The organism is Altererythrobacter sp. Z27 (assembly GCF_052683155.1).
This window is the reverse complement of the sequence record NZ_JBQYMC010000001.1, coordinates 362,825-387,758: the sequence shown is the minus strand read 5'-3', so window position 1 is coordinate 387,758 and position 24,934 is coordinate 362,825. Positions and strand designations below refer to the sequence as shown.

The following is a 24,934-nucleotide window of genomic DNA, read 5'->3' as shown; positions in this document are numbered from 1 at the left end:
CGCCCGACAAAGTGCAACGTGTAGCGCCCGGCTTCCCCATCAAGGAATGCGGGCCAAACTCAATCGCCCCGCAATACAACCGGTTGATCGGCACGCGCGCAAATCGCGACAACCACGACGGTGCTTGCCTATCGTGGTGCGCTTTCGCTTGCAGCGATTGCTGCGCCGCTGATGAAATCATGCACAAACAGGCCAGGGACACGGCTGTCATAAGCCTGCTGCAGAGTGCATTTGGCTTTGCTCTTCTCGCACTGGGTCAATGCCGCCTTGCGTGCACGTTCGAGAGTGGTCTCGGACGCATTCGCATCGCCATGCGTCCCTGCGGACGGCAAGTTGTAGGTCTGGATGAAGCCATTGCCGACGGCAGGCATTGCAATGCATTCACGCCCGCCATTGGCGGCCTGGCATCCGGCGACAGCTTTTGCCTTTGCTGCAGGCCCATCAACATGTCCCGATGCGATCCATGCACGGCGATCATAGCCCTCTGCCTCCTTGAGCCAGGCCAGAGCGGCATAGCGTTTGCGCGTTTCCGCTGCTGTCTTCGGCCCCCGCGCGCGGTATTTCTCGGTCCAGTAAGTGCCGATGGGAAGGCAGGGGATTACATTCTCCTTGTCGCACTCCCGGGAAGCGTCCTTCTTTGATCCGCGCGAAGTGGTGCCCCAGCCGGCAAAAAGCCCGCCATTTTGGTCCCTAACGACTGAGACATAGGAATTACTCCATTCACCAATTGCGGTGCATCCTCCACCCATCACGGCGTTGCAGGCGTCGATCGTGGCCTGGTCCTGCCCTTTGGTGCTGTACCCTGTGGCCACCCACACATCATCGGCATCACGATGCCAGGCAAGGCTTCCATACAAGACTATCGGTGCAGCAGGCTGAGGAGCTTGTCCGCTGCCCACCGCCTGGCAGAGCGGCGTCGGCGGCGTCGTGCTATTATCCATGCCAACCATCCGTTGGCCCGGCCCATCGCCATTGCAGGGAAACAGCTGCGCTGCGGCAGGTTGCGGAAGCATCATTGCGCCCAGCAACCCCGCCAACATCAAGGCTATTGCCCGAAGGTGCTGCCGCCGATTCAAAAGAACTGACATCATTGGTCCAAACTCATTGAATTTGCTTCGAATTCAGGAGAATCGCTAAGATCGAATACGTACCGACCGGCACCCTGGGCATTGGCTACCGCAATCACTTCGCAACTACGATTGGCGAGGCGGCAGCGCCGGTTCATTTCCGCAAGGGCGCGAGCGAGTGATTTTTCGCTCAGGAAACCAGCAAAATCGGTCCCGCCTGCCTGATAGAATAGCAACAGGGTATCGCCATTTGCTTCGGCGATTTGGCAGCGTGTTCGGCCAAGTTCGCCTTCGCAGGCATCAGACGCGGCACGTATGGCGGTGTCACGGCTTTCGGCGCCCGTCACAACCCAGACCCGCCAATCAGCGGGAGCGCCTTTCGCAACATTTGAAAAATCGCCGGCAACAGCCGCGAAGCGACGGCGGGGTGCCGGGCCGGGTTCCGCGGGGAAATCCTTTGCGCCAATTGGACCGACCATTCCGGCCACCATGCAGGTTGAGCCGAACCTGCCAACGCATTTTGACTCGAGCGATTCAATCAGGCCCGCGGCCTGATTCTGCGCCATAAGCTCCAATCCGCCATCGATCGCATATCCGACGGCCAGATAATTCCGCTGACCGCTGTGGGCGATCTGGCAGGTTTCGCTCCCCGTGTCTCGGCGGCATAATTCAAGTGCCCGCGCCTTTGCCGCATCCTCATTGGCTTCACCGGCCGTCATCCAGATGCCGACATAATCCTGATTGATGGCCAGCGCATGGTAAGCAGCTGGCGAAGCTGCTGAAACGGTGGCATCGGGCTCCGTCGCTTCTAGTCCAGAAACAGCGTTGCAAAGGGCAAATACAAGCAGGCCCAATCTGGCATTCCGTCCGATTTGAGAAGCATGAGACTGCGCCGGATCATGGCGGTGAACCTTCATTGAAATCAGTCTCCGTCTTGACTTCGCTCGCACGCGGCTTGCCCTGCTGCGACGCGCCAGGTTTCGAAAGGCCAGGCTCTTGGCTAGCGCGACAGCCCTGCTCACCCTGACGCGTCAGGCGAAGCAAACCGCTTTCTATCTCTTTAGCGAGTACCGCCCGGCTTGAATGTAGCCGCGAGATAGCAGTACATCGCCGAAGCCGGGACAATGATCTTACGCACTGGCTCAGGCTCTTTGCATGGTCACCACGACCCCGCCTCGCTTATGTCCGGTGTCGACCAGAACATGAGCATCTACGATCCTCGAGAACGGGAATCGCGCGCCAACGACTGGCTTCAGAACACCATCGGCAAATAGCGAACGCAGGCGCAACAAGGCGGCGGGTCCGTCGCTGGAGGTTGTGCCGCTGATACGCCGTCCTTCAGCCCGGCGAGGAAAAAGGGCGGCTCCCAACATCTGGTGCAACGAAGCAGTTACCGGAAGGTGCACGCCCCCGGGCGCGACCAGCTCGCTTGCCCGTCTCCAGGGCAGAGTCCCGGCAATGTCCATGACGATATCCCACTGACCGCGAGGTATCCCTTCGCGATAGTCATGCACCCGGCTGGCACCGAGTTCGCGCGCGAATTCATGGTTTTCCGTTCGGCAGACCGCCGTGACAATTGCGCCGAAGTTGCTCGCAATTTGCAAAGCTGCGCAGCCGACTTCACCGGTGGCGCCGTTGACCAGCACTTTCGCCCCTTGCGCGATTCTTGCCTTGCCGATCAGAAAATCTGCCGCAGTCAGGCCTCCGAAAGGCAACGCAGCAGCTTCGGCATCGTCGAGTTCGAGATCGTCGGGGATTGCAACGATCCGATCGGATGCGATGGTCAGGTGCTGGGCATGGGCGCCCATCGCCATTCCGGTGTTGCCGAAAACACGAGTGCCGGGCTCCATTCCCGCCACCGCTTCTTCCAGTGTCCCGCTGAAAAACATGCCAAGGACAGGTTGTCTGGGTCGCCGGATGCCAAAAGCGAGGCGCAGGCCCACTGACATTCCTGCAGGAGCCATGGCCGAACGAATTCTCGCATCACCGCTGGTCACCGCCGCTGCGTTGACCGAAATGCGCGCATGCCCCCGATTCGCAGCCGGTAGCGGCACTTGCTTAAGTGCAATCACCTCGGGGCCGCCGTAGGACTGAGCGCAGGCGGCCATCATTGCGGTTCAACCCATGTCTGGCGCGCGCCACTTCTCGACAGGTCAATCATTGCTACATCCTGCAGAGATTTTTCGTTGGGCCAGTGTTTTGCAGGCTCTGGGAGCGCAGGTGCATCACTCTCAATCCCAATAGGATGACGGCGTGAGGCAACGATGCAGCGCTTCGTCCGTATCGGTTGTGTCATCACGATATCGCTTGAACTGATCGAACTGCGAGCACTGCGGCAGAGCAGCGAATGCGGCGTCCGTAAGATCTTCAAAGAAAAGGCGAACGTCGTCGGCAAGATAGCAGGTATCCTGCACTCTCGTACGGACACGGCCGGGACCGCTAATGACTTCAATCCGGATCGCGGCCCCGCCCACACAGATGCTGTCGGACCTGTAAGAGAAATCCAGCGCATGCGACTTTGCGACAATATCGAGCCATGTCGCGCGAGAGATTTTTATCCGACGGGAAACTACCCGCTTCCGCTTGCTACCGATGGGAACAAGGCGGAGCTCCAGCCATGCCTGCCCCTTCCGGCTCCTATGCATGGCAAGTGCAGTTCCTCCACCGTTCTTTGTCCAATAATTCGCAACGATTACGTCACCTTGCGAGCGGTGTTTGCGCGGAAAATCCTCGATCGCCGGAAGATCGAACCGGGAAAGCTGCTGGCGCCGCTGTTCAAGCGTGCATTCGGGATGAACATTCTCATAGACTTCATCGAAGCAGCCGGGATCGCGATCAGGCTTTGCCTTTTCAGACGCATACGCGGCGCCGCTGCCAACGCTCGACAGCGCGAGTACCGCCAGCGGCAACGCCAGCAGGTTTTTGCGTGATTCGAGGTCTCCAGAAAGCGCATGCAGCCAATACATGCGATTTCGCTGCCACACGACCAGATCGGCCACAAGCAGCCCGGTGAACCGGTACAAGATAGTGTTTTCCTCAGTGCGGTTCGAGCATTTATCCCCTCGTAAAGTTCACCAATGGCAGGATTTATCGTGCGCGCATCGCTTCCTTCAACTCGCTGGGCATGGCCCTTTGTGGCGGGAGCGACCGTACTGTTTATCTACCCCCGCCAGGCACTCCAACGCCGCGCGGCTGGAAGCAGGTTTTCGGCGCCTGGAGAAGTATCGAGGTCGAGCCCATCGCCGACACTGGCCGATACAAGCATGACTATGTTATCTCGCTTGGGCACGCCACGCCCGAACAAGCGCTTGCTGATGTGCGCGAGCTCTGCGCTACGCGCCGCCCCCTTTTCTTCGAAAGCAACCCCTCAACCTGTGATGGGAAAGTGATCAGGACCCTGAACTCTCGAAAAGGCTGAAGCAGGCGTGACGGAAGATCACCAAGACAGGCTGGGCGAACCTAGACCGGGTGGCTGCATCGCGTTGATTGCGGTCATGGCCGGATTGGTGGTGATCACCGGTGTCGGCATTGTTCTGTTTGCACAAGACCTTCTCAGCGGACCGTATCACGAAATCGGGGAAGAGCCGCCATTCTACGTCACGGAATATGACGCGGAGATCGGCCCCGAAGACATGGTCGACGATAGAGGCGAAGCATTGGCTTCAGTCCAAGCGATTTTGGCCCGCGACCGCGAGAATGTTGAACTTCGCGGTATCCGCCAGCCTGGCGACAGCATGAGCCGCCAGGATCGCCCAGATCGCGCCGCTTTGCCGTCACCTTCACCTGCAGTTCGGTGGGCGATTCTGGAGGATGTACAAATTTCGGGTACGGATGACGCTCGCAAAGCGCTGCTTGCCGGCGGCCGCCCCATTCACGTGACGATCTATTTCAACGAGCGTTACGACCGGTATATCGCCAGTATCCGCCTGAACGAGGCTGACGCCCCGCATTGAATTTCGTCCCCGGATTGAGTTCTTCTCGCCGCTCGACCACAAGCCGCGGCGAGCGACGTAACATGATCTAAACGTGATGAACCGGTACACATCTGCCGGTGTCGACCGTGCGACGCAGCGCATATGTTGGCAGCGCCAAAGTCGTGAACTCAAGGACTTGCTATGCGGTACCGGCCAAGATCGATCACCCATCCCGCAAAAATTGCCGCCTTGCTGCTCTTGACTGCGGGATGCAGCAGCGCGCCTCCACTTGCAGGCGACGACAAAGCACAACCGGCGTCGATACAGCCCAATGCAACTGTGGCCAAGACGGCTCCGCCGATGCGAACCCCGCAAGACTCGGCGCCCACGACTGAAAGTGACCGGTTGATCCTTCAGCAGATAAAGAGTGCGTGCAAAATCGGTAATGCCGAGAGGTTTGTAAATGCCTTCGTCGCATCGGCTGCCGTACGTCGTCAGTATTTGGCGCCTGAAGTCCTTTACTCCGGACCGGGCGCATCCGGCCAGGTTCGGTTACTGGCAGCGGACTATGACCGGTTCCCGATCGAAATGTTCGACTACTACTGGCGGCCAGTTCAACCGCGCAGTGCCGATGAATATGTCGAGATCGTCATGGAGCAGAGCCAGGACGATCGGATCGCAATCGAATGGACCAGGGTTCGCTACGATGGGCATGCCGGCGAAGGCGATGGCCTGGGCACCCCCTTCACTCTCGATGGCAAACCCTACCAGCCGGGGGGGCCTTACTCCGATGGAATGCTGCTTTTCGAACCCGCCAAGGGTTGCTGGCGATTGATCGAAGACATCCGCTACGCCGCATCGTCTGCACCGTAGTGGATGAGGCGCCACCCGCAGGCGAGAAGAACCGGCGGCACGAGCAGACTCGCTGCCAGCACAATCTGCCAGGGCACTCCGCCAAGGACGAGAACATAGAAAACAAGGCCCAGAATCTCGCCATCGAGCGTCTCCACCTCGGTGAGGAATATCGCCGCGGACAGAGCGGCCAGGACCCCGATTGCGACTAGCCCCCATCCCATTCTTCGTCTCCGGTCGGGGACGCGTATCAATGCAGTAGCAACTAGGATCGCCACCACTACTTGCAAACAAGCCTGCGCAAGCTCCAGCAGGCCTTGAGCGGCGGCAAATTCGTCGCCTGCAACCAGGTTTCCTGGCCGCAACAGCCGCAGCAACACACCGAACGGTGCATCGCTGAAGATCAGAGTGATCAGGCCGAATGCGACGCTGCTAGTCCACCGACAAGCATTGTGGATCGTTGCCGCTTCGCGACCCATTCAGTCTTGCCCATCCGCGCTTGCGGACGCGCTCGTTCGGGATGCCCGCCTTGAGCCTGACTCAGGACAACGGACCAATTCCACATCGAATCCCGTGGCCTCGCTCTGCGCGCGCAAACCCCTGCCCTTTGATCCCAGATTAAGCGACAGCATCCATAGATTCCCTTCGTCGTCCTTCAAATGAACGAGGATCGGACCATTGCCTTCAGGAACGTCGACGGTTCTGACGCTCATGTGATCGACACTGTGACGGCCGATCAGGATGCGTTGTCCACGATCGCCCCCATGTCCGCATAGGCCAATGTGATTGACCCAGAGGCCGTGATAGTGGGAGGGAATCTCCGGCCGTTTCCCCGCCCCCGCATTCGCCGACACGGCAAGGCCCTCATTGCCTGGTGAGCAAGCCACCAACATCGGAAGCAAAAATACGCAACGGAAGCCAGGCGACATGGCGCGACCATAGCAGGGCCTCCCGATGATTTGTGAGGTTACGGCATACCAGTACGCCTTCTGCCTCCGGTTGCAGCCACCCAACGGATTAGGGCTCGGCGCGCCGAACCACATCCCTGCGATAGGTAACAATGAAATCGGGAGTTCCCCGACAAACGGTCATTTTGGCATGGTAGACCATGACGAACCGATCACCCGCCCAAGCATAGGCGCTTTGATCTCCGCAGTCTCCCGCCGGGCGGTCGAGCGAGTGGGTCCAAAGCAAACGATTGCCGTCATCCCACCAGGCATTTTGAACGGAAATCTCGGCATCATGGCCCAAATCGATTTGCGGATCGGCTATCTCCGGTTCGAACGGCAGCTGACGGGCCCGCCCACGATTATCGAGCAGCACCAACCTGGTCTCGGCATTGTCGCCAGTGCAGCTGTCATGCAAGATGAGCATGGTCGCATGGCGATCCAGCCGAACATAGCGGGGTGGCGGCTGATACCTTGGCACTGCGTGTTGTAGCATGACCGTGTCCGACAAGCAGGGATCGTGGCGCAGGCGACGGGCAAGTTCCGACGCATGCAATCTGGCAGGCTTGGCTTTCGGTGCCGGAGGTAACTCTAAAGGCGCAGAACCAATCCCCTGTCGGTCCTGGTTTTGCTCCCGTTCGATATGCGCCAGCGCAGCCGCGATTCCGGTCATGGATGCACTCCCGATTGGGGCGCCATTGCTGCTCGCTGCCGACAGGACCTGTCCCGCAACAAACTTTTCGATAATCCCGCGCGCTTGAGAACTGCTAAATTCGATCATGAAATGCCCTGCCTGCCCTTCAAGATCGATGGGAATGCCATCCAACGACATAGCGGCAATCGTGCGCTCCCGCTCTCGCGGCCTGATTACGACAACGAACGGCGCGTCCGGCAAATGGCCGCGCGCAATTGAAATCAGCAGCGCGCCATCTGCCGCAGGAGAATTTCCGGAACCGGCTTCGGGCTGAAGCGAAACGGTCCGACAATTCGGGCCTTTGTCACAGCCCGCAATCCAATCGGTATAGACGGCAAGCGGCGCCCCAGTTGCAGCAGCGAGCGCGGTAGCGACAAAGGCAGCAATCATTCCCGATCCTGAGAAAGTGCGTTTCCGGAACGGGATGAAGCTTTCCGTAGCGGACGCCACCTGAATCTTGCACCAGTACATTGCGAACGTTGGCGCGCAGAAATCCTTCTTCCTATCGTGTACGGGATGGCGCGAGTTGCTGTCAGACCAGGTTACTCGGAACGGAACATGCAAGTTTCACAAATCGCATTCCTATGTGCTTTAACATCGCTGCTGCCCGCACAGGCATCGGCGGCTTTGCGGGGTGATCTTCCGGGCCCTTCCATTTGCTCAACGCTCTCCGCCATGCCCAAAGGGTACGTTGCGAAAGACTGCAACAAGAAAGCGCCGCTTCGGGGCGAATGCCGATTCACTCTGCGCAGCGGAGGCATGTCGATCGATTACCTGATCGAAAATGCAATCATTCTGGACAAGACTGTCACGCTTGGCGCCAGCGCAAAGGTGGTTGCACCATTCGGTTTGCGCCGCGGTGACGGCCATGAAACCGCCGCCCGCAAGATCAGGGACATAGTGGGCGTGTCGTCGGAATACTGGACGGATTATGACGATGAAGCTGCCAGTTACCTGCAATCAGAGGCAGTGAACTGCGAAAAGAAACAGTCTTTCACGATCTACGTCTGGTTCCGGGACGGGAAGGCGCTGAGCGTATCCGCATCCACGCTTCCCGCGATTTAGAAAAGTGAACGGTCCGTGGAGCGCCGAATGCGGCTCCCCACGGACCTCTCCAGGGCTTGAAACCCGCTATGGGGTTCAGGCCGGATCTGCGTTGTATCCGGCTGCTTCGACCGCTGCCTTCAGCGCTTCAAGCGTGACGTTCGCATTGGTCTGGACGCTCTTGTCGGCCAGATTGACCGCAACCATCGCAGCCGGATCGAGTCCCTGGACTGCGTTGGTTATCGTGCGAACGCACGAGGCGCAGTTCATTCCGCTTACAGTAAGAGTGGTCACTTCATTTCACCTTGCATTTGGAGGGACCACCCTTTTCCGGTTTGCCATCGTGGCAAGGTCAAGCGGAATCGAATAAAAAATCGAACGCCGAATTTCTGTTTGATGTAAGATGCATAAGCGGAAGCTGGAGGGCGAGTCGTCCCCGATCCTCGGCAAATTCAAGTTCGAGGGACCGGCGCGAGAAGAATTTTTCTCTCTTGCGAATCTCACTTGACCTTACCAACGTTGGAAGCCGCAGATTCACTCCACGAAATGAGATTCTGGAGTAAATTCAATGCTTGAACAAGTCGCAGCGAGTCGGAAGGTCGAAACGGACGACCTCGAAACCGGCGCCATAAGCATTCCGGTCGAGGGCATGACCTGCGCTTCATGCGTCGCCCATGTCGAAAAGGCAGTCCGGGCCGTTCCCGGCGTGACCGGAGCCAGCGTGAACCTCGCGACCGAAAAGGCCAGCGTCAGCTTCAATCAAAAACAGGCAACGCTGGAGGATATCGAGCGCGCCATCCGCAAGGCTGGTTATGAGCCGAAGCGGGTTGCGACCGAGCAGCCTGGTGAAGACCGCGAGCGCGCCGCACGCGAAAAGGAGATGGCGGGCCTCCGCCGTGCCCTGATTACAGCCGCGATACTGGCCCTGCCCGTCTTCGTTCTCGAAATGGGATCGCATCTGGTGCCGTCGATCCACCATTTGGTGATGTCGACGATCGGGCTCAAGGCAAGCTGGATCATCCAGTTCGCATTGACGACTGCCGTCCTGTTCGGCCCCGGCCTGCGGTTCTTCCAAAAGGGCGTTCCGGCTATCCTGCGCGGCACGCCTGACATGAATTCGCTGGTGACTGTCGGCATGGGAGCCGCGTGGTCGTACTCGGTGGTGGCTACCTTCATGCCCTCGGTCCTCCCGGCGGGCACGGTACATGTGTACTTTGAGGCGGCAGCTGTGATCGTGGCGCTGATCCTGCTGGGTCGCTTCCTTGAAGCAAAAGCCAAGGGGCGAACTTCCGAAGCGATCAAACACCTTGTCGGATTGCAGGCGAGGACCGCACGCGTCTCGCGCAATGGTGAAACCCTGGAACTGTCAATTGCGGACGTGCTTCCGGGCGACACGGTTCTTGTGCGGCCGGGCGAGAAGATCCCCGTCGATGGCGAAGTGATCGAAGGCCATTCCTATGTTGATGAAAGCATGCTCACCGGCGAGCCGCTTCCGGTCGCGAAACAGACCGGGTCGGAAGTGGTTGGCGGCACGATCAACAAGTCGGGCGCATTCTCGTTCCGCGCGACCAAAGTCGGTGCGGAAACAATGCTCGCGCAGATCATCCGCATGGTCGAGCAGGCACAGGGCGCGAAGCTGCCGATCCAGGCCATGGTCGACAAGGTAACAGCATGGTTCGTGCCGGCCGTCATGGCCGTAGCATTCCTCACTTTCCTCGTATGGTTCCTGTTCGGCCCCGATCCCGCGCTGACTTTCGCGCTGGTCAATGCCGTGGCGGTGCTGATCATCGCTTGCCCCTGCGCCATGGGCCTTGCGACCCCGACTTCGATCATGGTCGGGACCGGGCGCGCGGCCGAACTGGGCATCCTTTTCCGCAAGGGCGAAGCGCTGCAGTCGCTGCGCTCAGTCGAAGTCGTAGCACTCGACAAGACCGGCACCTTGACGATGGGGCGCCCCTATCTGACCGATTTCCACACGTCGCCGGGTTTCGAGCAGGACGAGGTGCTTGCGCTGGTCGCGGCGGTCGAAACGCAATCCGAACACCCGATCGCCGAGGCTATCGTGGCCGCCGCAAAGGAGCACGGGCTGCCTGGCCATAAGGTGAGCGATTTCGAGGCATCGGCCGGCTTCGGCATCTCGGCCACGGTCGATGCGCGAAAGGTGATGGTGGGTGCCGATCGATACCTGATAAAGCACGGCATCGATCTGGGCGCCTTCGCCGATGACGCCCGGCGGCTCGGCACCGAAGGCAAGACGCCGCTCTACGCCGCGATCGACGGCAAACTCGCGGCAATCATCGCGGTCGCCGACCCGATCAAGGAAACGACCCCTGCGGCGATCGAGGCATTGCATGCATTGGGCCTGAAGATCGCGATGATAACCGGCGACAACCGGGCGACGGCCGAAGCCGTGGCGCGCCAGCTCAGCATCGACGAAGTCATCGCCGAAGTGCTGCCGGACGGAAAGGTCGATGCCTTGAAGCAGCTTCGCAAGGGAGGTCGCACGGTCGCCTTCGTCGGCGACGGCATCAACGATGCCCCCGCGCTGGCCGAAGCCGATGTCGGGCTCGCAATCGGGACGGGAACGGACATCGCGATCGAGACCGCCGATGTCGTCCTGATGTCCGGGGACTTGCGCGGCGTGGTGAATGCAATCGCCCTGTCGCAGGCGACGATCCGCAACATCAAGGAAAACCTGTTCTGGGCCTTCGGATACAATGCAGCACTGATCCCGGTAGCTGCGGGCGTACTCTATCCCTCGAGCGCCATCCTCCTCTCGCCGGTCTTCGCGGCAGGGGCGATGGCGTTCTCAAGCGTGTTCGTGCTGTCCAACGCGCTCCGGCTCAAGCGTTTCCGCAGCGTCATCGGGCCTGCGAGCCCGGGCATCGATGGTCCCGAGCCGAAACTGGCTTGAGGCCGCACAGGCTGATCCGATAAAGGGCAAAGGCAGGAGAACCGCAATGAACATTGGGCAAGCATCGCGCGCGTCCGGCGTCAGCGCAAAGATGATCCGCTATTACGAGCAGACCGGCCTGATCCCCAGGGCTGCCCGGCGCGACAGCGGCTATCGCGACTATGACAAAAGCGATGTCCACCGGCTACGCTTCATTCGCCGCGCGCGTGACCTCGGTTTCACGGTCGAGCAGATCGGCGACCTGCTCATGCTCTGGTCTGATCGGGAGCGATCAAGCGCCGACGTCAAGTCATTGGCGCTCGGCCATGTCGAACGCCTGAGGGCGAAGCAGGTGGAACTGGAACAGATGATAGACACGCTGGAAACGCTCGTCCGCGATTGCCATGGCGACGCCCGGCCCGACTGTCCGATCATCGAAGGGCTGGCCGAGGGCGAAGGCATACATTGCTCGACTGTCACGCGAGAGGCGCCTCGTTTCGGCGTGACCAGCCGTCCAGCCAGCCGTAAAAAGCCTCTCGGAATAAGCCCATTGAAGCCTGGCTGAGGAGTAGTGACTCGAACCCGCGCTATGCGGTGTGCTATTCAAACGGTGTTGGCTATCGGGCTAGTCTGCGTCTGCACCGACTGGGAAACGCTGTTCGCCAACCGCCTAACCGTGGCACGCCTTTTCCCTTAAGCGGTCGAGCATGCTTGCAAATGGAGCCGCGCTTGCGGCCAATATTCTGCAATTTGTAATAGGGTGGGAACGTGCGGAGGTTCGGTTCTATGGCAAACCAGAAATTGCAGCTTGGATGGGGGCATATAAATATCAACGTCAGCGACCTGGATCGCTCGATCGCGTTCTACCGTTGTCTTGGATTTGAAGTCTTCATTCCAGGGATTCCCTACCTTGGATTGGACATGTCGCCAAGGCCGAGCGCATTGTCGGCAAATGCCGCAAGAGCCCTGGGGATCGCACAAGGGACACGGGGTCGCGCGTGTATCATGCAGCTGAACGACGGTTTCCCGAAGATAGATTTGATGGAACTGGAGAACACTTCGCAGGATGTGCCCGCTCAGAATGCGGACCTTGGCCTGGTCCGCTTGTGCTTGGCCACGAACGATTTGGCGAGCGACTTTGCGGCACTCAAAGCGCAAGAGGTTGAGTTTATCTCCGACCCGCAGTCGGCACATGATGGCATGGCCGAAATTGCAGTTTGCAAAGATCCCGATGGAACATTGATCGAGCTGTTACAGGTGCATTTGGATCGCTGGCAGTCGCTGCTCAGCCCAAGCTGAATGAGCGGCTCCGGGATTTGTTTAACGTCGAGCGCCGCAATCAAGAAGCGTTTGAAATTGGTAGCGGAGGAGGGACTCGAACCCCCGACACGCGGATTATGATTCCGCTGCTCTAACCACCTGAGCTACTCCGCCCCAAAGGGCATGCCGGGGCAAACGCCCGCTCGGCAGGCGGCGCATTTAGGGCCGAGCTTCGCCCCGGTCAACCGCTATTGCCGCCGAAAGGCGCAGCGTTTCACAAACTCCCACGGCCCGCCGCGATAGATGTGCAGTTCGAGCGCCGGAAAGGCGAAGCCGCGCGGTTCGATCCTGTCGCGCAGATCGGCCTGCAGCGCCCTCGCCTCGTCCTTGCTCACCTTGTTCTGGATGGTGATGTGCAGCCGCGGCTCATGCAGGTCCTGATCGGTCAGCGAGCCATGGAAATGCTCGGCGATCCTTGCCCGCACTTCGAGCAATTGCGGGCTTTGCAATGCGATGGCGGTTCCTTTGCCCAAATCCATCAGGCCCGCGATCCGGCCTTCGGGCGGCGGAAAATCCTTGACAACGCGCGGCAGGAAGTCGCGCAATTCCTCGAACAGCGTCGGCGCGAAGGCATGGAACAGCGTGACATGAGCGTGCAAATGGTTGCGCTCGGGCGGGAAATGCGCGCGCCGCAGCGCATCGGCCCAGGCGAATATGTCGTCGGGCAATGCGGCTGTAACGATAAAGGGCGAACTTCCCATTGCCCGCGACTCCCGGCTGCTCACTTGTCGTTGCCCCACTTATCGAGCAGTCTGTGCGCGAGACAAGGGAGAGGGACATGAGAATCGCCATGCTTTGCGGCCTGCTGGCCGGGGTGTCGCTTGCAGCTTCGGCCACCGCGCAGGAAGGGGCCAAGCCAGCCTCCCCCGCGACGATCGAGACCCTGCGCGCCGCTGCCGCCGAATTGCCGCCTGATGGCACGCGCGACGCCGATTTCGCCACGCGCGGCTTCCTGGCCACTCGTGCCGATCCGGTGATCCGCAATGCGAAGGGCGATCCGGTGTGGGACCTCGACGCCTATGCCTTCGTCGAAGGCGACGCCCCGCCTACCGTCCACCCCAGCCTGTGGCGCCACATGCGCTACCTCAAGCAGCACGGCCTGTTCGAAGTTGCCGACGGCGTGTGGCAGGTGCGCGGGTTCGACCTTTCGAACATGACCGTGGTGCGCGGCAATACCGGATGGATCCTGATAGACCCACTCACGACGCAGGAAGTCGCCGCGGCGGCGCTGGAACTGGTCAATGAGACGCTAGGCGAGCGGCCGGTGAGCGCGGTGATCTACAGCCACAGCCATGCCGACCATTTCGGCGGCGTGCGCGGCGTCGCCAGCGCAGCGGATGTGGCCGCCGGGAAAATCGCGATCATCGCGCCCGAACATTTCATGGAAGAGGCCGCGTCCGAAAACGTGATGGCGGGCGGCGCGATGCAGCGCCGCGCCAATTTCCAGTTTGGCATGGGCCTGATGCCGGGGAACAACGGCCAGATGGGCAGCGGCATCGGCTCAGCAGTCTCGCGCGGCACGATAACCTTGCTTGCGCCAAGCGACACGATCACCCGCACCGGCGAGACGCGCACGGTCGATGGGGTCGACCTCGAATTCCAGATCGTATCGGGCAGCGAGGCACCGTCTGAGCTCAACGTCTATGTCGCGCCCGCGCGTACTTTCCTGACCGCAGAGATCGCGACCTGCACGCTGCACAATATCCTCACTCCGCGCGGAGCAAAGGTGCGCGATGCGCGCGCCTGGGCGCAATTCCTGGATGAAGCGGTGCAACGCTTCGCGCCGAAGAGCGATGTCGTCATTTCCAGTCATTGCTGGCCGCACTTCGGAAACAAGGAAGGGACAAGCTGGCTCAGCGCGCAGCGCGACAATTACCGCTTCCTGCACGACCAGACGGTGCGCCTGATGAATCAGGGCGCCACCATGACGGAAATCGCCGAGGCCGTCGCCCAGCCCCCGCAGCTGGCGCAGGAATGGTCGACGCATGGCTATTACGGCACCTACAGCCACAATTCGAAGGCGATCTACCAATATTACCTCGGCTGGTACGACGCCGTGCCCGCCAACCTCCATGCGCATCCGCCGATTGCGCGGGCGCAGCGCATGATTGACGCGATGGGCGGCGCGGACCGGGTGATCGCGCTGGCGCGCAATGCCATGGCGAGCGGCGATTATCGCTGGTCGTCCGACCTACTGCAGCAACTCGTGTTCTCTGCGCCCGACAATGCCGAGGCCGCATCGCTGCTGGCCGACAGCTATGAGCAGCAGGGCTACCAGTCCGAAAGCGCGATCTGGCGCAATCAGTTCCTGGTCGCCGCCAACGAGCTGCGCAACGGCAGGCCCAACGCTCCTTCAGCGCAAAGCCCCGATTTGATCGCCGCCGTGCCCACCAGCCTGCTGCTCGATTCGGCCGCGACACGGTTCGATCCGGCCAGGTTCAGTCGCAATCACGCCACGCTGCAAGTCAACCTGCTCGACCGCGACGAGACCGCCGTGATCGAAGCCAATGGCAATGTGATGATCGGGCGCGTTGGCGATGCGGCTTCCGCGCCCGATGTCACCATATCCGGCCCGCGCCAGTTCATGCTGGGGCTGCTGTTCCTGAAATTGCCGCTCGCGCAGTTGCAGGCCGCGGGGTTGAAGGTGGAAGGCGACGAAGCCGCGCTGCAAGCGATGCTCGATGCGCTCGATCCGCTTCCGGGGAGCTTCGATATCGTGAAGCCCTAGGCCAACGAAGCGGCGCTAGATCTCGCCGCGCGCGCGGCGGATCTGGCGCCATTTCGCGACATTGGCTTCGTGCTCGGCATAGGTATCGGCGAAGGCGTGGCCTCCGCTGCCGTCGGCGACCATGTAGATCGCGCTGGTCCCCTCCGGATCGAGCACCGCCGCAATGCTTTCGCGCCCCGGATTGGTGATCGGCCCCTTGGGCAGGCCCGCCATCGAATAGGTGTTGTAGTCATTGACCGCATCGATTTCCGAGCGGCGGATGCGTCGCCCGAGCGGCTTGCCCCTGGTGATCGGGTAAATGATCGTCGGGTCGGCCTGCAGCCGCATCCCGATCTTCAACCGGTTCGAATAGAGCCCCGCCACCATGCGCCGTTCGGAGGGGACGCCGGTCTCCTTTTCGACCACCGATGCCAGGATCAGGGCTTCGCGCGGGGTGCTGACGGCGATGTCCGCCCGGCGCTTCTCCCATGCCTCGGCGAGATAGGCGGTCATCGCCGCCTGCATCCGGTCGAGCACCGCCTGGCGGCTTTCGCCGCGCTCGAAATCATAGGTGTCGGGAAGCACCGAGCCCTCAGCAGGCACGGCAACATCGCCGGTCAGCAAATCCTCGGCCATGAGCCGTTCGTGCACGAGGATCGAAGGTATGCCCTCGGGGATCGTAACGAAGCGGCGGATCACGTCGCCTTGCTGGAACGCGCGCAGCATGTCGGCCTGGCTCATGCCCGGCTCAAGCTGGAATTCGCCCGCCTGGATCGGAGTGCTCCCGCCCAGCAGCCTCGCGCGTAGCACGAAGCCGTCGGCCGAGCTGATCAGCCCTTCGTCCTCCAGCTTCTCCGCAACCGCGGTCAGCGAAGAACCCGAGGGGATTACGAAGGAGGTTTCCTCTTCGACGCTGGCGGAGCCGAAGAGGACCGAAACCGCCAACGCACCGGCGATCAACAGAACTGCAATGGCCGCAACGAGGCAGCCGAGCCGTTTCACGTCAGTCGACCTGCTTCATCACCAGCGAGGCATTGGTGCCGCCAAAGCCGAAGCTGTTGTTGAGCACGGCGCGCACCTGGCGCTTCTTCGCCACCAGCGGAACCAAATCGACACCTTCGGTGCCTTCGTCCGGATTGTGCAGGTTGAGCGTCGGCGGGACGATCTGGTCGCGCATCGCAAGGATGCAGAAGATCGCCTCGACCGCTCCGGCGCCGCCCAGCAAATGGCCGATCGCGGATTTGGTGCTGCTCATCGACGCACCCGAGAGATCGTCGCCCAGCACGCGTTTTACCGCGGCGAGCTCGATCGTGTCAGCCATGGTCGAAGTGCCATGCGCGTTGACATAGTCGATGTCGCCGCGGCCAAGCCCTGCCTTGCGCAGCGCCATTTCCATGGCCAGCTGCGCGCCCTTGCCTTCGGGATGCGGTGCAGTGACGTGATAGGCGTCGCCCGACAGGCCATAGCCGACCACTTCGCCATAGATCTTCGCGCCGCGCGCCTTGGCATGCTCATATTCCTCGAGCACGACAACACCTGCGCCTTCGCCCATCACGAAGCCGTCGCGATCCTTGTCATAGGGGCGGCTGGCTTCGGTCGGGCGGTCGTTCATGCTCATGTTGAGCGCCTTGGCCTGCGCGAAGCCTGCCACGCCAAGCGGGCAGATCGTCGATTCGGATCCGCCCGCCAGCATCACGTCGGCATCGCCGTCCTTGATCATGCGCGCGGCATCGCCAATCGAGTGCGCGCCGGTCGAACAGGCGGTCACCACCGCATGGTTCGGACCCATCAGCCCGTATTTGATCGAGACCTGGCCGCTGATCAGGTTGATCAGGCGTCCGTGGACGAAGTGCGGCGACACGCGGCCCGGGCCGCGCTCGTGCAGATTGACCGATTCGAGTTCGATCCCCGGCAGGCCGCCGATGCCCGAACCGATCGAGCAGCCGGTACGAAGTTTCAGATCATCGTCCATGTCGACGAGGCCGGCGTCTTCAAGCGCCTGCCCGGCGGCATCGATGCCATAGACGATGAAGGGATCGACCTGGCGCTGGACCTTGTGGTCGACGCGCTTGTTGGCGTCGAAACCATACTCATGATCCGCCGGCTTCACTTCGCAGGCAATCTGGCACTTCTGGTCCGACGCGTCGAAGCGCGTGATCGGCCCCGCGCCGCTCTTTCCCGCGATCAGGTTCTGCCAGGTCGTTTCCACATCGCCGCCAAGCGGGGTGACGAGGCCAAGACCGGTTACGACAACACGACGCATTCGCTACTCTCCGAAAAATGACACAGGCCCGGCCCGCTGACGGGTCGGGCCTGTTCAGTTACCGCCGCACAGGGCGACGGTCCCTAGCCACAAGGGTGTTAGCCCTTGTTCTCTTCGATATACTTGGTGGCGTCACCGACGGTGGTGATCTTCTCAGCCGCATCGTCGGGGATTTCCACGCCGAATTCTTCTTCGAACGCCATCACCAGTTCGACGATATCGAGGCTGTCTGCGCCAAGATCGTCGATGAAGCTGGCTTCCTGGGTAACCTTGTCGGCTTCGACACCAAGGTGCTCGACAACAATCTTCTGCACGCGGTCGGCAGTATCGCTCATAATGATCCCTCTGTTCCTGGGGTTTTGAATTGCGGCTTTCGCCCTAATGAACGGATTGGCGCAGCGCAAGAGGCATGGGCAACCCAGCCCCCTGCCAAGCGCGGTTTCAGTTCGCGCTTCCGAGCGCTTTCTGCGGCTCGACCACGCGCAAATGTAGTTCGCGCAGCTGCCTGGGCTCGGGATTGCTCGGCGCGCCCATCAGCAGGTCTTCCGCCTTCTGGTTCATCGGGAAGAGCGTGATTTCGCGCAGGTTCTGCGCGCCGCACAGCAGCATCACGATGCGATCGACGCCCGCGGCCATGCCGCCATGCGGCGGCGCGCCATATTGGAACGCGCGGTACATGCCGCCGAATCGCTCTTCCACATCGGCCTTCGACAGGCCGACGATTTCGAACGCCTTCACCATCGTTTCGGGCTTGTGGTTACGTATCGAGCCTGATGCGATTTCATAGCCGTTGCAGACGAGGTCGTACTGATAGGCGTTGATCGTCAGCGGATCCTGCGTTTCCAGCGCTTCCAGCCCGCCCTGCGGCATCGAGAAGGGGTTGTGGCTGAAATCGACCTTCTTCTCGGTCTCGTCATATTCGTAGAACGGGAAATCGACGATCCAGGCCAGTTCGAAGCGATCCTTGTCGATCAGTTCAAGCTGTTCGCCCACGCGAATGCGCGCCGCACCGGCCAGCTTGGCCGCGTCGGCTTCCTTGCCCGCCGCGAAGAACAGGCCGTCATTCTCGCCCAGCCCCAGCTCGGCATAGATTTCCTCCATGCGCTCGGGCCCGTGGTTCTTGGCGATCGGGCCGCCGAATTCGCCGCCCTTGCGGGTGACATAGCCAAGGCCGGCGAAGCCTTCCTTGCGCGCCCAATCGTTCATGTCGTCGAAGAACTTGCGGCTCTTCTCATGCGTGCCCGGCGCCGGGATCGCGCGCACGACGCCGCCCGAACCGACGATCTTCTCGAACAGGCCGAAGCCCGACTGCTCGAAATGCTTCGACACGTCGGTGATGACCAGCGGGTTGCGCAGGTCCGGCTTGTCGCTGCCGTATTTCAGCATCGCTTCGGCATAGGGAATGCGCGGGAAGCTGCCCGAAGGTGTGACATGGCGCCCTTCGGCGAAAGCTTCGAACGTACCGGCGATCACCGGCTCCATCGTGTCCCACACCTCTTCCTGCGTGACGAAGCTCATCTCCAGGTCGAGCTGGTAGAATTCGCCCGGCAGGCGGTCGGCGCGCGGGTCTTCGTCGCGGAAGCACGGCGCGATCTGGAAATAGCGGTCAAAGCCCGCCACCATCAGCAGCTGCTTGTACTGTTGCGGGGCCTGCGGCAACGCATAGAACTTGCCTGCGTGGATGCGGCTCGGCACCAGGAAGTCGCGCGCGCCCTCGGGTGATGACGCGGTGAGGATCGGGGTCGAGAATTCGTTGAAGCCAGCCACTTTCATCCGCTCGCGCATATCGGCCACTACGGCGACGCGGGTCATGATGTTCTTGTGCAGCGTCTCGCGCCGCAGGTCGAGGAAGCGGTATTTGAGGCGAATGTCCTCAGGATATTCCTGTTCGCCCGCAACCGGCAGCGGCAGCTCCTCGGCCGCGCTCTGCACGATCACGCCGCGCGCGAACACTTCGATCGCGCCGGTCGAAAGGTTGGCGTTCACGGTCTCGCCGCTGCGCGCCTTTACCACGCCGTCGATCGTCACGACCGATTCGACCCGCGTAGCTTCGAGCACCGCCAGCGCGGGCGAATCCTCGTCAGCCACGATCTGGGTGATGCCGTAATGGTCGCGCAGGTCGACGAACAGCACACCGCCGTGGTCGCGCTTGCGGTGAATCCAGCCCGAAAGGCGCACGGTTTCGCCGACCTGGGCTTCACCAAGCTGTGCGCAATTGTGGGTACGATAGGCGTGCATCTAAAATCTTTCCATTTTCGGGTGTATGGCGCTATGGGCGCGCCCGACAAAAGGCGCGCGAACCCGTGTGCGGTATCAAGCGCGCGCTAACAGGGGAAGAGGGTGCTTTTGTCAAGGCTCCCGAACCAATCTGGGCCTCACGGCCCGAGGGCGGCACTCCGCCCGACACGAAGAAAAGACGAATGAAAATACACGATCTGATTACCACGACCGAGGCGCTGGAACAGCTGTGCACCCGCCTTGCCACTTCAGAGTTCGTCGTGGTCGACACCGAATTCATGCGCGAGAACACCTATTGGCCCGAACTGTGCCTGGTGCAGATCGCCAATGAGCAAGAGGCTGCGGCAATCGATCCGCTGGCCGACGGGATCGACCTTGCGCCGCTGCTCGAACTGCTGACCGCCAATGAAGAGGTGCTCAAGGTGTTCCATGCCGGCGGGCAGGATGTCGAGATCATCGTCAACCTGACCGGCAAGACGCCCTACCCCATCTTCGACACGCAGATCGCGATGATGGCGATCAGCCAGTCCGAACAGATCGGCTATGCCAACCTCGTCGAAAGCTGGCTGGGCCTGACCATCGACAAGGGCGCGCGCTTCACCGACTGGAGCAGGCGCCCGCTGACCGACCGGCAGATCGAATATGCCATTGGCGACGTGACGCACCTGTCGAAGATCTTCCCCAAGATCCTCAAGCGGCTGATCAAGACCGGCCGCGGCGCTTGGCTCGACGCCGAGATGGAAAAGCTCGGCGATCCGTCCAATTACCTGACCGATCCGGGCGAAGCCTGGCGGCGGATCCGCCAGCCGGGCCGCAACCCGCAAGTGCTCGGTCGGCTGAAAGCGCTCGCCGCATGGCGCGAAAGCGAAGCGCAGCACAAGAATATCCCGCGCGGCCGCATCATGCGCGACGAGACGCTGGCCGACATAGCCAGCCACCCGCCGCGCCAGCAGGCCGACCTTGCCAAGGTGCGCGGCCTGTCGAGCGCATGGCGCGACAATGACATCGGCAAGCGCCTGATGAAGGTGCTGGAGAAGGCCGAGCCGCTCGACAAGGACGACATCCCCGAGAAAATGAAGCGCGGCGCCCCGCTGGGCAAGGAAGGCGCACTGGTGGCCGATCTGCTCAAGCTGCTGCTCAAGATCCGCGCGCGCGAAATCGACGTAGCCGCGCGCCTGCTGACCCGCGCCGAGGAAATGGAAGCGCTCGCCGCCGGTGTGCGCGACCTGCCGGTGCTGCAGGGCTGGCGCTTTGAGGTTTTCGGCCGCGAGGCGCTCGAACTGGTTGACGGAAAGCTGGCCTTCGCGGTCAGGAACGGCAAGCTAACCATGACGCATATCGACGAGATGCAGGCAATCATGGAACAACCGCAGGCCGCGGAGTAAGCTGCGCCCCGTGAGCACCTACCTCCCCACGATCAAGCAGCTGCAATATCTCGTCGCGCTGCACGAGCACGGGCATTTCGGGCGCGCGGCGGAAAGCTGCTTCGTATCGCAATCGACGCTGTCGGCGGGGATCCGCGAACTCGAATCGCTGCTGGGCGTGACTTTGGTAGAGCGGAGCCGCCGCGTGGTGCGCTTCACTACGCTGGGCGAGCAGGTGGTCGAAAAGGCGCACCGATTGTTGCGCGAGGCTGAGGAACTGTCCGACCTGGTGCAGGCCGCGGGCAAGCCGCTGGCTGGCACGGTCAAGATGAGCGTGATCCCCACGATCGCGCCCTTCCTGCTTCCGCGCATTTTGCCGCGCCTTCGCCGCGAGCGGCCGGAGCTGAAGCTGCTGCTGCGCGAGGAAACCAGCCACGATGCGGTCGAATCGCTCCAGCATGGGCGGGTCGATTGCGTGTTGCTCGCCCTACCCTTCCCCACCGGCGAAGTGGAAATGGAGCATATTGCGGACGACCGGCTGTTCGTCGCTTTCCCCAAAGACGATCCGCGCGATCCGCCCGCCAGCATTCCCCCGGCGATGATCGATGAGGGACGGTTGCTGCTGCTAGAAGACGGGCATTGCCTGAAGGAACACGCGCTGGCCGCCTGCAACCGGCCCGAACTGCGCGCCTCGGCCACCATGATCGGCACTTCGCTGCACACGCTGGTGCAGATGGTGAACAATGACCTGGGGCTGACGATGCTGCCCGAAATGGCGCTGGATGCGGGCATCCTCAACGGCACCGATGTCGTGGCGCGCCCGCTGAAGTCAGCCAGCGCCAGGCGCGAGATCGCGCTGATCTGGCGCAAGAACAGCCCGCGTTCCGAGGAATTCAAATTGCTGGCGGAAGAATTGCGCGCGGGCTAGCGGCTCTGCTTGCTTGAGCGCTGCGAGAGCGCGCCTTAGGCGGCTTTGAGCAGTTTCGCGTCGGCGAATTTCTGGATCTTCTTCGCAGCGATCAGCGGCACCACCACCGACAGCGCGATGCCCACTAGCGAACAGAAGCCGATCCACAGCGCCATCCACGAACCGCCCGCCATATACATGGCGTAAAGCACCGGCACCGCCATCACGGCACCGCGCACTTCGTTGAAGATCAGGGCTACCCAGCCGATCTTCAGGAATGCAGCAAGCAAGGTGGAAAGTGTTGCGCTCATGGGGCCTGAGTACCCCGCAAAACTTTCGAAGTGGTTTAAGTACGCAAGGATGGCTGCTGCTGCAGGCATCGGAAAAACCGACATAATGCCATCCTTTCCGGGCGCCTTGGCCCGTTTGTGCGCGGCGCCTCAATCCATATGTTTGAGGCCGACGCGCAGGTAATCCCACCCCGTCATCAGCGTCAGGATCGCCGCCGCCCACAACGTCGTGAGGCCGACGGTGTGCGGCACATTGGCGACGATGCCGCCGATGGTCATATTCCAGTTGGGGAGCCCGCCGCCAAGGATCAAGGCCCCCAGCGCCACAAGCTGGAAGGTCGTTTTCCACTTGGCCAGCTGGGTCACCGGAACCGAGACCTGCAGGCTGCCGAGGAATTCGCGCAGGCCCGAAACCGCGATCTCGCGGACGAGGATGATCAGGCCCGCAATCACATGCATGTCCCCGACATAGGGGCCGCGCAGCACGCCCTGCGCGGTGAGCACGAGGATCACCGCCGCCACCATGATCTTGTCCGCGATCGGATCGAGGAAAATGCCGAGCTTCGACACCGCGCCGCTCGAACGGGCGAGGTAACCGTCGAAATAATCGGTAATCCCCATCAGGCAGTAGAGCCCAAAAGCGAGCAGATAGCCCAGCTGCCAATCGGGCCACCACAGCAGGAAAGCCAGCAAGGGCACTGCGGCGATCCGCGACAGGGTGAGGAGATTGGGGAGAGTCAGCATCTTGTCACCCTGTCTAGCGCTTCGGCGCACCGGGCAAAAGATGGCGCGCAGTCTTGTTCACTACGCCGCGCAGCCTTAGGGTTGGAGAACGGGAGCAGCAGCAGGGCCGATTGGATGACCACTTCAACGCAACTGCTGCGCCAGCGGCGCTTCCTCCCGCTCTTCTGCACCCAGTTGCTCAACGCCTTTAACGACAATCTATACAAGACCTCGATGGTGCTGTTCGTGGTCTACAGCGTCTATAATGACGAAAGCTCCGAAGGGATGTTCAGCGCGGTCGCATCGGCGCTGTTCATTTTCCCCTTCTTCGTGCTTTCGGCGCTGGCCGGGCAGTTGGCCGACATGCGCGACAAGGCGCGGATCATCCGGATCGTGAAAATGTGCGAGATCGGCCTGATGCTGATCGGCGCCAGCGGGCTCTACCTCGCATGGCGCGGCATCGCGGTCGACACGCTGGCGATCCCGCTGCTGCTTTTGGCGCTGTTCCTCACAGGCGTGCAGTCGACTTTCCTCGGCCCGATCAAATACGCCATCCTGCCGCAGCACCTCGAGCGGAGCGAAGTGCTGGCAGGCACCGGCCTGGTCGAAGCGGGGACCTATATCGCGATCCTGGCGGGAACGATCCTCGCTGGCTGGATCCCGGTCGAATGGGCGGCAGGCGGCATCATCGTCACATCGGTGATCGGCTACCTCACCAGCCGCCAGGTGCCCGCGGCACCACCGATCGCGAAGTTGGAAAAGCTCGACTGGCACATCATCCGCGCTTCGATCGCATTGGTGCGCAACACCATGCACGACCGCCAGATCTATTACGCGATCCTGTCGATCAGCTTCTTCTGGACCATCGGCGCGGTGCTGTTCATCCAGTTCCCGCCGCTCGCCAAGAACACGCTGATGGCGAGCAAGGAAGTGGCCAGCCTGTTCCTGGTGATCTTCTCGGTCGGCGTCGCGATCGGATCGGTCTCGGTCAATGCCTTGCTCAAGGGCACCGTTTCGGCGCGCTATTCGCCCGCTTCTGTGATCGCAATGGGGATCTTCGTTGTGGCCTTCTATGTCGTGTGCCGCTTGTGGCAGGCCGACCAGCCGACCGAACTGCTCACCGTCAGCGAATTCCTCTCATGGCCGCTCGCCAGCGTGATCATGCTTTGCCTGCTGGGCATAGCCGTTGCTGGCGGCATGTTCGTGGTGCCGCTTTACGCCTTCCTCACCACGCGCTGCTCGCCCGATGCCGCCGCGCGCACGATCGCTGCCAACAACATCATCAATTCGGGTGCGATGGTGGCGGGTTCGCTCGCAGCCATGGCGCTGAGCGCGCTGGGCGTGCCGGTGGTCGAGCAATTGCTGCTGAGCGCGGCGATGTGCCTGTTTTCGGCATGGCTCGGGCGGCAGCTCCACCGCGCCGAGCTCGAAGCGGGGCCGCTTTAGGAAAAGAAGACCAGCGCCGCTGCGAAAGTGGCGAAGTATGCCGTGGCAAAGCCGCGCATGTCCTCACGCGTCAGCTTCCACAACACTTCGGCCGGAGCCTCATATTCGTTGCTGCGGACATGTGCCGGCAGCACCGCCCGGAAGGGGTGCCGTGCTCGCTCGTCGGTCAGGACCAGGTTTCTACGCATGCTGCTTCTTAACCCGATGCTAACCATCGTGCGCGGCAGAAATCCGCGCTGTCGCAGCGCGGGACATTAAGCATCAC

Annotated in this window: 25 protein-coding genes and 1 tRNA gene; 10 read left to right on the top strand and 16 right to left on the bottom strand. The window is 61.5% G+C overall.

The genetic code is table 11. The features are described from left to right. Nucleotides 1-128 precede the first annotated feature (128 nt). The 4 genes from ACUJ47_RS01975 to ACUJ47_RS01960 all read right to left on the bottom strand — a co-directional run bounded on the left by ACUJ47_RS01975 (nt 129) and on the right by ACUJ47_RS01960 (nt 4,090). Nucleotides 129-1,091: a DUF4189 domain-containing protein gene (locus ACUJ47_RS01975; RefSeq protein ID WP_445536788.1), complete on the bottom strand. Its 963-nt coding sequence runs from the start codon at nt 1,089-1,091 to the stop codon at nt 129-131. Beyond that, on the bottom strand, nt 1,088-1,984 hold the full coding sequence (locus tag ACUJ47_RS01970) for a DUF4189 domain-containing protein (RefSeq protein WP_445536787.1): 897 nt from the start codon (nt 1,982-1,984) through the stop codon (nt 1,088-1,090). Before ACUJ47_RS01970 ends, ACUJ47_RS01975 begins: the two co-directional genes overlap by 4 nt. Nucleotides 1,985-2,209: 225 nt before the next feature. Further along, entirely contained in the window at nt 2,210-3,139 is a 930-nt protein-coding gene (locus tag ACUJ47_RS01965) for an NAD(P)-dependent alcohol dehydrogenase (RefSeq protein ID WP_445536786.1), read from the bottom strand. A gap of 159 nt (nt 3,140-3,298) precedes the next feature. Continuing rightward, on the bottom strand, nt 3,299-4,090 hold the full coding sequence (locus ACUJ47_RS01960) for a hypothetical protein (RefSeq protein ID WP_445536785.1): 792 nt from the start codon (nt 4,088-4,090) through the stop codon (nt 3,299-3,301). A 402-nt stretch (nt 4,091-4,492) separates the two neighbouring features. On the opposite strand from ACUJ47_RS01960, the gene ACUJ47_RS01955 reads away from it, so the two are divergent. Together ACUJ47_RS01955 and ACUJ47_RS01950 are read left to right on the top strand one after the other, a co-directional pair. Continuing rightward, nucleotides 4,493-5,020: a hypothetical protein gene (locus ACUJ47_RS01955; RefSeq protein ID WP_445536784.1), complete on the top strand. Its 528-nt coding sequence runs from the start codon at nt 4,493-4,495 to the stop codon at nt 5,018-5,020. Nucleotides 5,021-5,182: 162 nt separating this feature from the next. After that, on the top strand, nt 5,183-5,854 hold the full coding sequence (locus ACUJ47_RS01950) for a hypothetical protein (RefSeq protein ID WP_445536783.1): 672 nt from the start codon (nt 5,183-5,185) through the stop codon (nt 5,852-5,854). Here the strand turns inward: ACUJ47_RS01950 and ACUJ47_RS01945 are convergent. Together ACUJ47_RS01945 and ACUJ47_RS01940 are read right to left on the bottom strand one after the other, a co-directional pair. Further along, a complete protein-coding gene (locus tag ACUJ47_RS01945; protein ID WP_445536782.1) occupies nt 5,830-6,312 on the bottom strand; it encodes a hypothetical protein in 483 nt (160 codons plus the stop codon). The two genes, ACUJ47_RS01950 and ACUJ47_RS01945, sit on opposite strands and share 25 nt — an antisense overlap. A gap of 538 nt (nt 6,313-6,850) precedes the next feature. Next, on the bottom strand, nt 6,851-7,864 hold the full coding sequence (locus ACUJ47_RS01940; RefSeq protein ID WP_445536781.1) for a DUF1176 domain-containing protein: 1,014 nt from the start codon (nt 7,862-7,864) through the stop codon (nt 6,851-6,853). Between the two features lie 369 nt (nt 7,865-8,233). On the opposite strand from ACUJ47_RS01940, the gene ACUJ47_RS01935 reads away from it, so the two are divergent. Then, entirely contained in the window at nt 8,234-8,539 is a 306-nt protein-coding gene (locus ACUJ47_RS01935; RefSeq protein WP_445536780.1) for a hypothetical protein, read from the top strand. A 75-nt stretch (nt 8,540-8,614) separates the two neighbouring features. On the opposite strand, the gene ACUJ47_RS01930 is transcribed toward ACUJ47_RS01935, so the two are convergent. Further along, complete coding sequence (locus ACUJ47_RS01930; protein WP_445536779.1) at nt 8,615-8,812, bottom strand: heavy-metal-associated domain-containing protein; 198 nt, start codon at nt 8,810-8,812, stop codon at nt 8,615-8,617. A gap of 274 nt (nt 8,813-9,086) precedes the next feature. On the opposite strand from ACUJ47_RS01930, the gene ACUJ47_RS01925 reads away from it, so the two are divergent. From ACUJ47_RS01925 to ACUJ47_RS01915, 3 genes are all read left to right on the top strand, one after another. Further along, entirely contained in the window at nt 9,087-11,432 is a 2,346-nt protein-coding gene (locus ACUJ47_RS01925) for a heavy metal translocating P-type ATPase (RefSeq protein ID WP_445536778.1), read from the top strand. Nucleotides 11,433-11,478: 46 nt separating this feature from the next. Next, complete coding sequence (gene cueR / locus ACUJ47_RS01920) at nt 11,479-11,976, top strand: Cu(I)-responsive transcriptional regulator (protein ID WP_445536777.1); 498 nt, start codon at nt 11,479-11,481, stop codon at nt 11,974-11,976. Nucleotides 11,977-12,197: 221 nt separating this feature from the next. Continuing rightward, on the top strand, nt 12,198-12,710 hold the full coding sequence (locus ACUJ47_RS01915) for a VOC family protein (protein WP_445536776.1): 513 nt from the start codon (nt 12,198-12,200) through the stop codon (nt 12,708-12,710). A gap of 58 nt (nt 12,711-12,768) precedes the next feature. Here ACUJ47_RS01915 and ACUJ47_RS01910 read toward each other — a convergent pair. Next, a tRNA-Met gene (locus tag ACUJ47_RS01910) sits at nt 12,769-12,845 on the bottom strand. 74 nt (nt 12,846-12,919) lie between these two features. Continuing rightward, the gene (locus ACUJ47_RS01905) at nt 12,920-13,432 is read right to left on the bottom strand and encodes a 2'-5' RNA ligase family protein (RefSeq protein WP_445536775.1); all 513 of its coding nucleotides are present in this window, start codon (nt 13,430-13,432) and stop codon (nt 12,920-12,922) included. Between the two features lie 77 nt (nt 13,433-13,509). On the opposite strand from ACUJ47_RS01905, the gene ACUJ47_RS01900 reads away from it, so the two are divergent. Continuing rightward, entirely contained in the window at nt 13,510-15,459 is a 1,950-nt protein-coding gene (locus ACUJ47_RS01900; RefSeq protein ID WP_445536774.1) for an alkyl/aryl-sulfatase, read from the top strand. A gap of 15 nt (nt 15,460-15,474) precedes the next feature. Here ACUJ47_RS01900 and mltG read toward each other — a convergent pair whose 3' ends face one another. The 4 genes from mltG to aspS all read right to left on the bottom strand — a co-directional run bounded on the left by mltG (nt 15,475) and on the right by aspS (nt 19,939). Continuing rightward, entirely contained in the window at nt 15,475-16,440 is a 966-nt protein-coding gene (mltG, locus tag ACUJ47_RS01895) for an endolytic transglycosylase MltG (protein ID WP_445536773.1), read from the bottom strand. Between the two features lies 1 nt (nt 16,441). Next, on the bottom strand, nt 16,442-17,701 hold the full coding sequence (gene fabF / locus ACUJ47_RS01890; RefSeq protein WP_445536772.1) for a beta-ketoacyl-ACP synthase II: 1,260 nt from the start codon (nt 17,699-17,701) through the stop codon (nt 16,442-16,444). Between the two features lie 98 nt (nt 17,702-17,799). Then, nucleotides 17,800-18,036, bottom strand: a complete 237-nt coding sequence (locus ACUJ47_RS01885) for an acyl carrier protein (RefSeq protein ID WP_354144587.1) — start codon at nt 18,034-18,036, stop codon at nt 17,800-17,802. A 106-nt stretch (nt 18,037-18,142) separates the two neighbouring features. Next, nucleotides 18,143-19,939 carry an aspartate--tRNA ligase gene (aspS, locus tag ACUJ47_RS01880; RefSeq protein ID WP_445536771.1) on the bottom strand — a complete coding sequence of 599 codons (1,797 nt, stop codon included), beginning with the start codon at nt 19,937-19,939 and terminating at the stop codon, nt 18,143-18,145. Between the two features lie 182 nt (nt 19,940-20,121). On the opposite strand from aspS, the gene rnd reads away from it, so the two are divergent. Both rnd and ACUJ47_RS01870 read left to right on the top strand, forming a co-directional pair. Continuing rightward, nucleotides 20,122-21,324, top strand: a complete 1,203-nt coding sequence (rnd, locus tag ACUJ47_RS01875; RefSeq protein WP_445536770.1) for a ribonuclease D — start codon at nt 20,122-20,124, stop codon at nt 21,322-21,324. A gap of 10 nt (nt 21,325-21,334) precedes the next feature. Further along, complete coding sequence (locus tag ACUJ47_RS01870) at nt 21,335-22,231, top strand: hydrogen peroxide-inducible genes activator (protein WP_445536769.1); 897 nt, start codon at nt 21,335-21,337, stop codon at nt 22,229-22,231. 35 nt (nt 22,232-22,266) lie between these two features. Here ACUJ47_RS01870 and ACUJ47_RS01865 read toward each other — a convergent pair whose 3' ends face one another. Together ACUJ47_RS01865 and pgsA are read right to left on the bottom strand one after the other, a co-directional pair. Further along, nucleotides 22,267-22,521, bottom strand: coding sequence for a hypothetical protein (locus ACUJ47_RS01865; protein ID WP_445536768.1), 255 nt, complete (start codon nt 22,519-22,521; stop codon nt 22,267-22,269). A 129-nt stretch (nt 22,522-22,650) separates the two neighbouring features. After that, the gene (gene pgsA, locus ACUJ47_RS01860; RefSeq protein ID WP_445536767.1) at nt 22,651-23,244 is read right to left on the bottom strand and encodes a CDP-diacylglycerol--glycerol-3-phosphate 3-phosphatidyltransferase; all 594 of its coding nucleotides are present in this window, start codon (nt 23,242-23,244) and stop codon (nt 22,651-22,653) included. Between the two features lie 114 nt (nt 23,245-23,358). On the opposite strand from pgsA, the gene ACUJ47_RS01855 reads away from it, so the two are divergent. Then, on the top strand, nt 23,359-24,669 hold the full coding sequence (locus ACUJ47_RS01855; RefSeq protein ID WP_445536766.1) for an MFS transporter: 1,311 nt from the start codon (nt 23,359-23,361) through the stop codon (nt 24,667-24,669). Here the strand turns inward: ACUJ47_RS01855 and ACUJ47_RS01850 are convergent. Then, on the bottom strand, nt 24,666-24,857 hold the full coding sequence (locus tag ACUJ47_RS01850; RefSeq protein ID WP_445536765.1) for a hypothetical protein: 192 nt from the start codon (nt 24,855-24,857) through the stop codon (nt 24,666-24,668). The genes ACUJ47_RS01855 and ACUJ47_RS01850 overlap by 4 nt on opposite strands. Between the last annotated feature and the right edge of the window lie 77 nt (nt 24,858-24,934).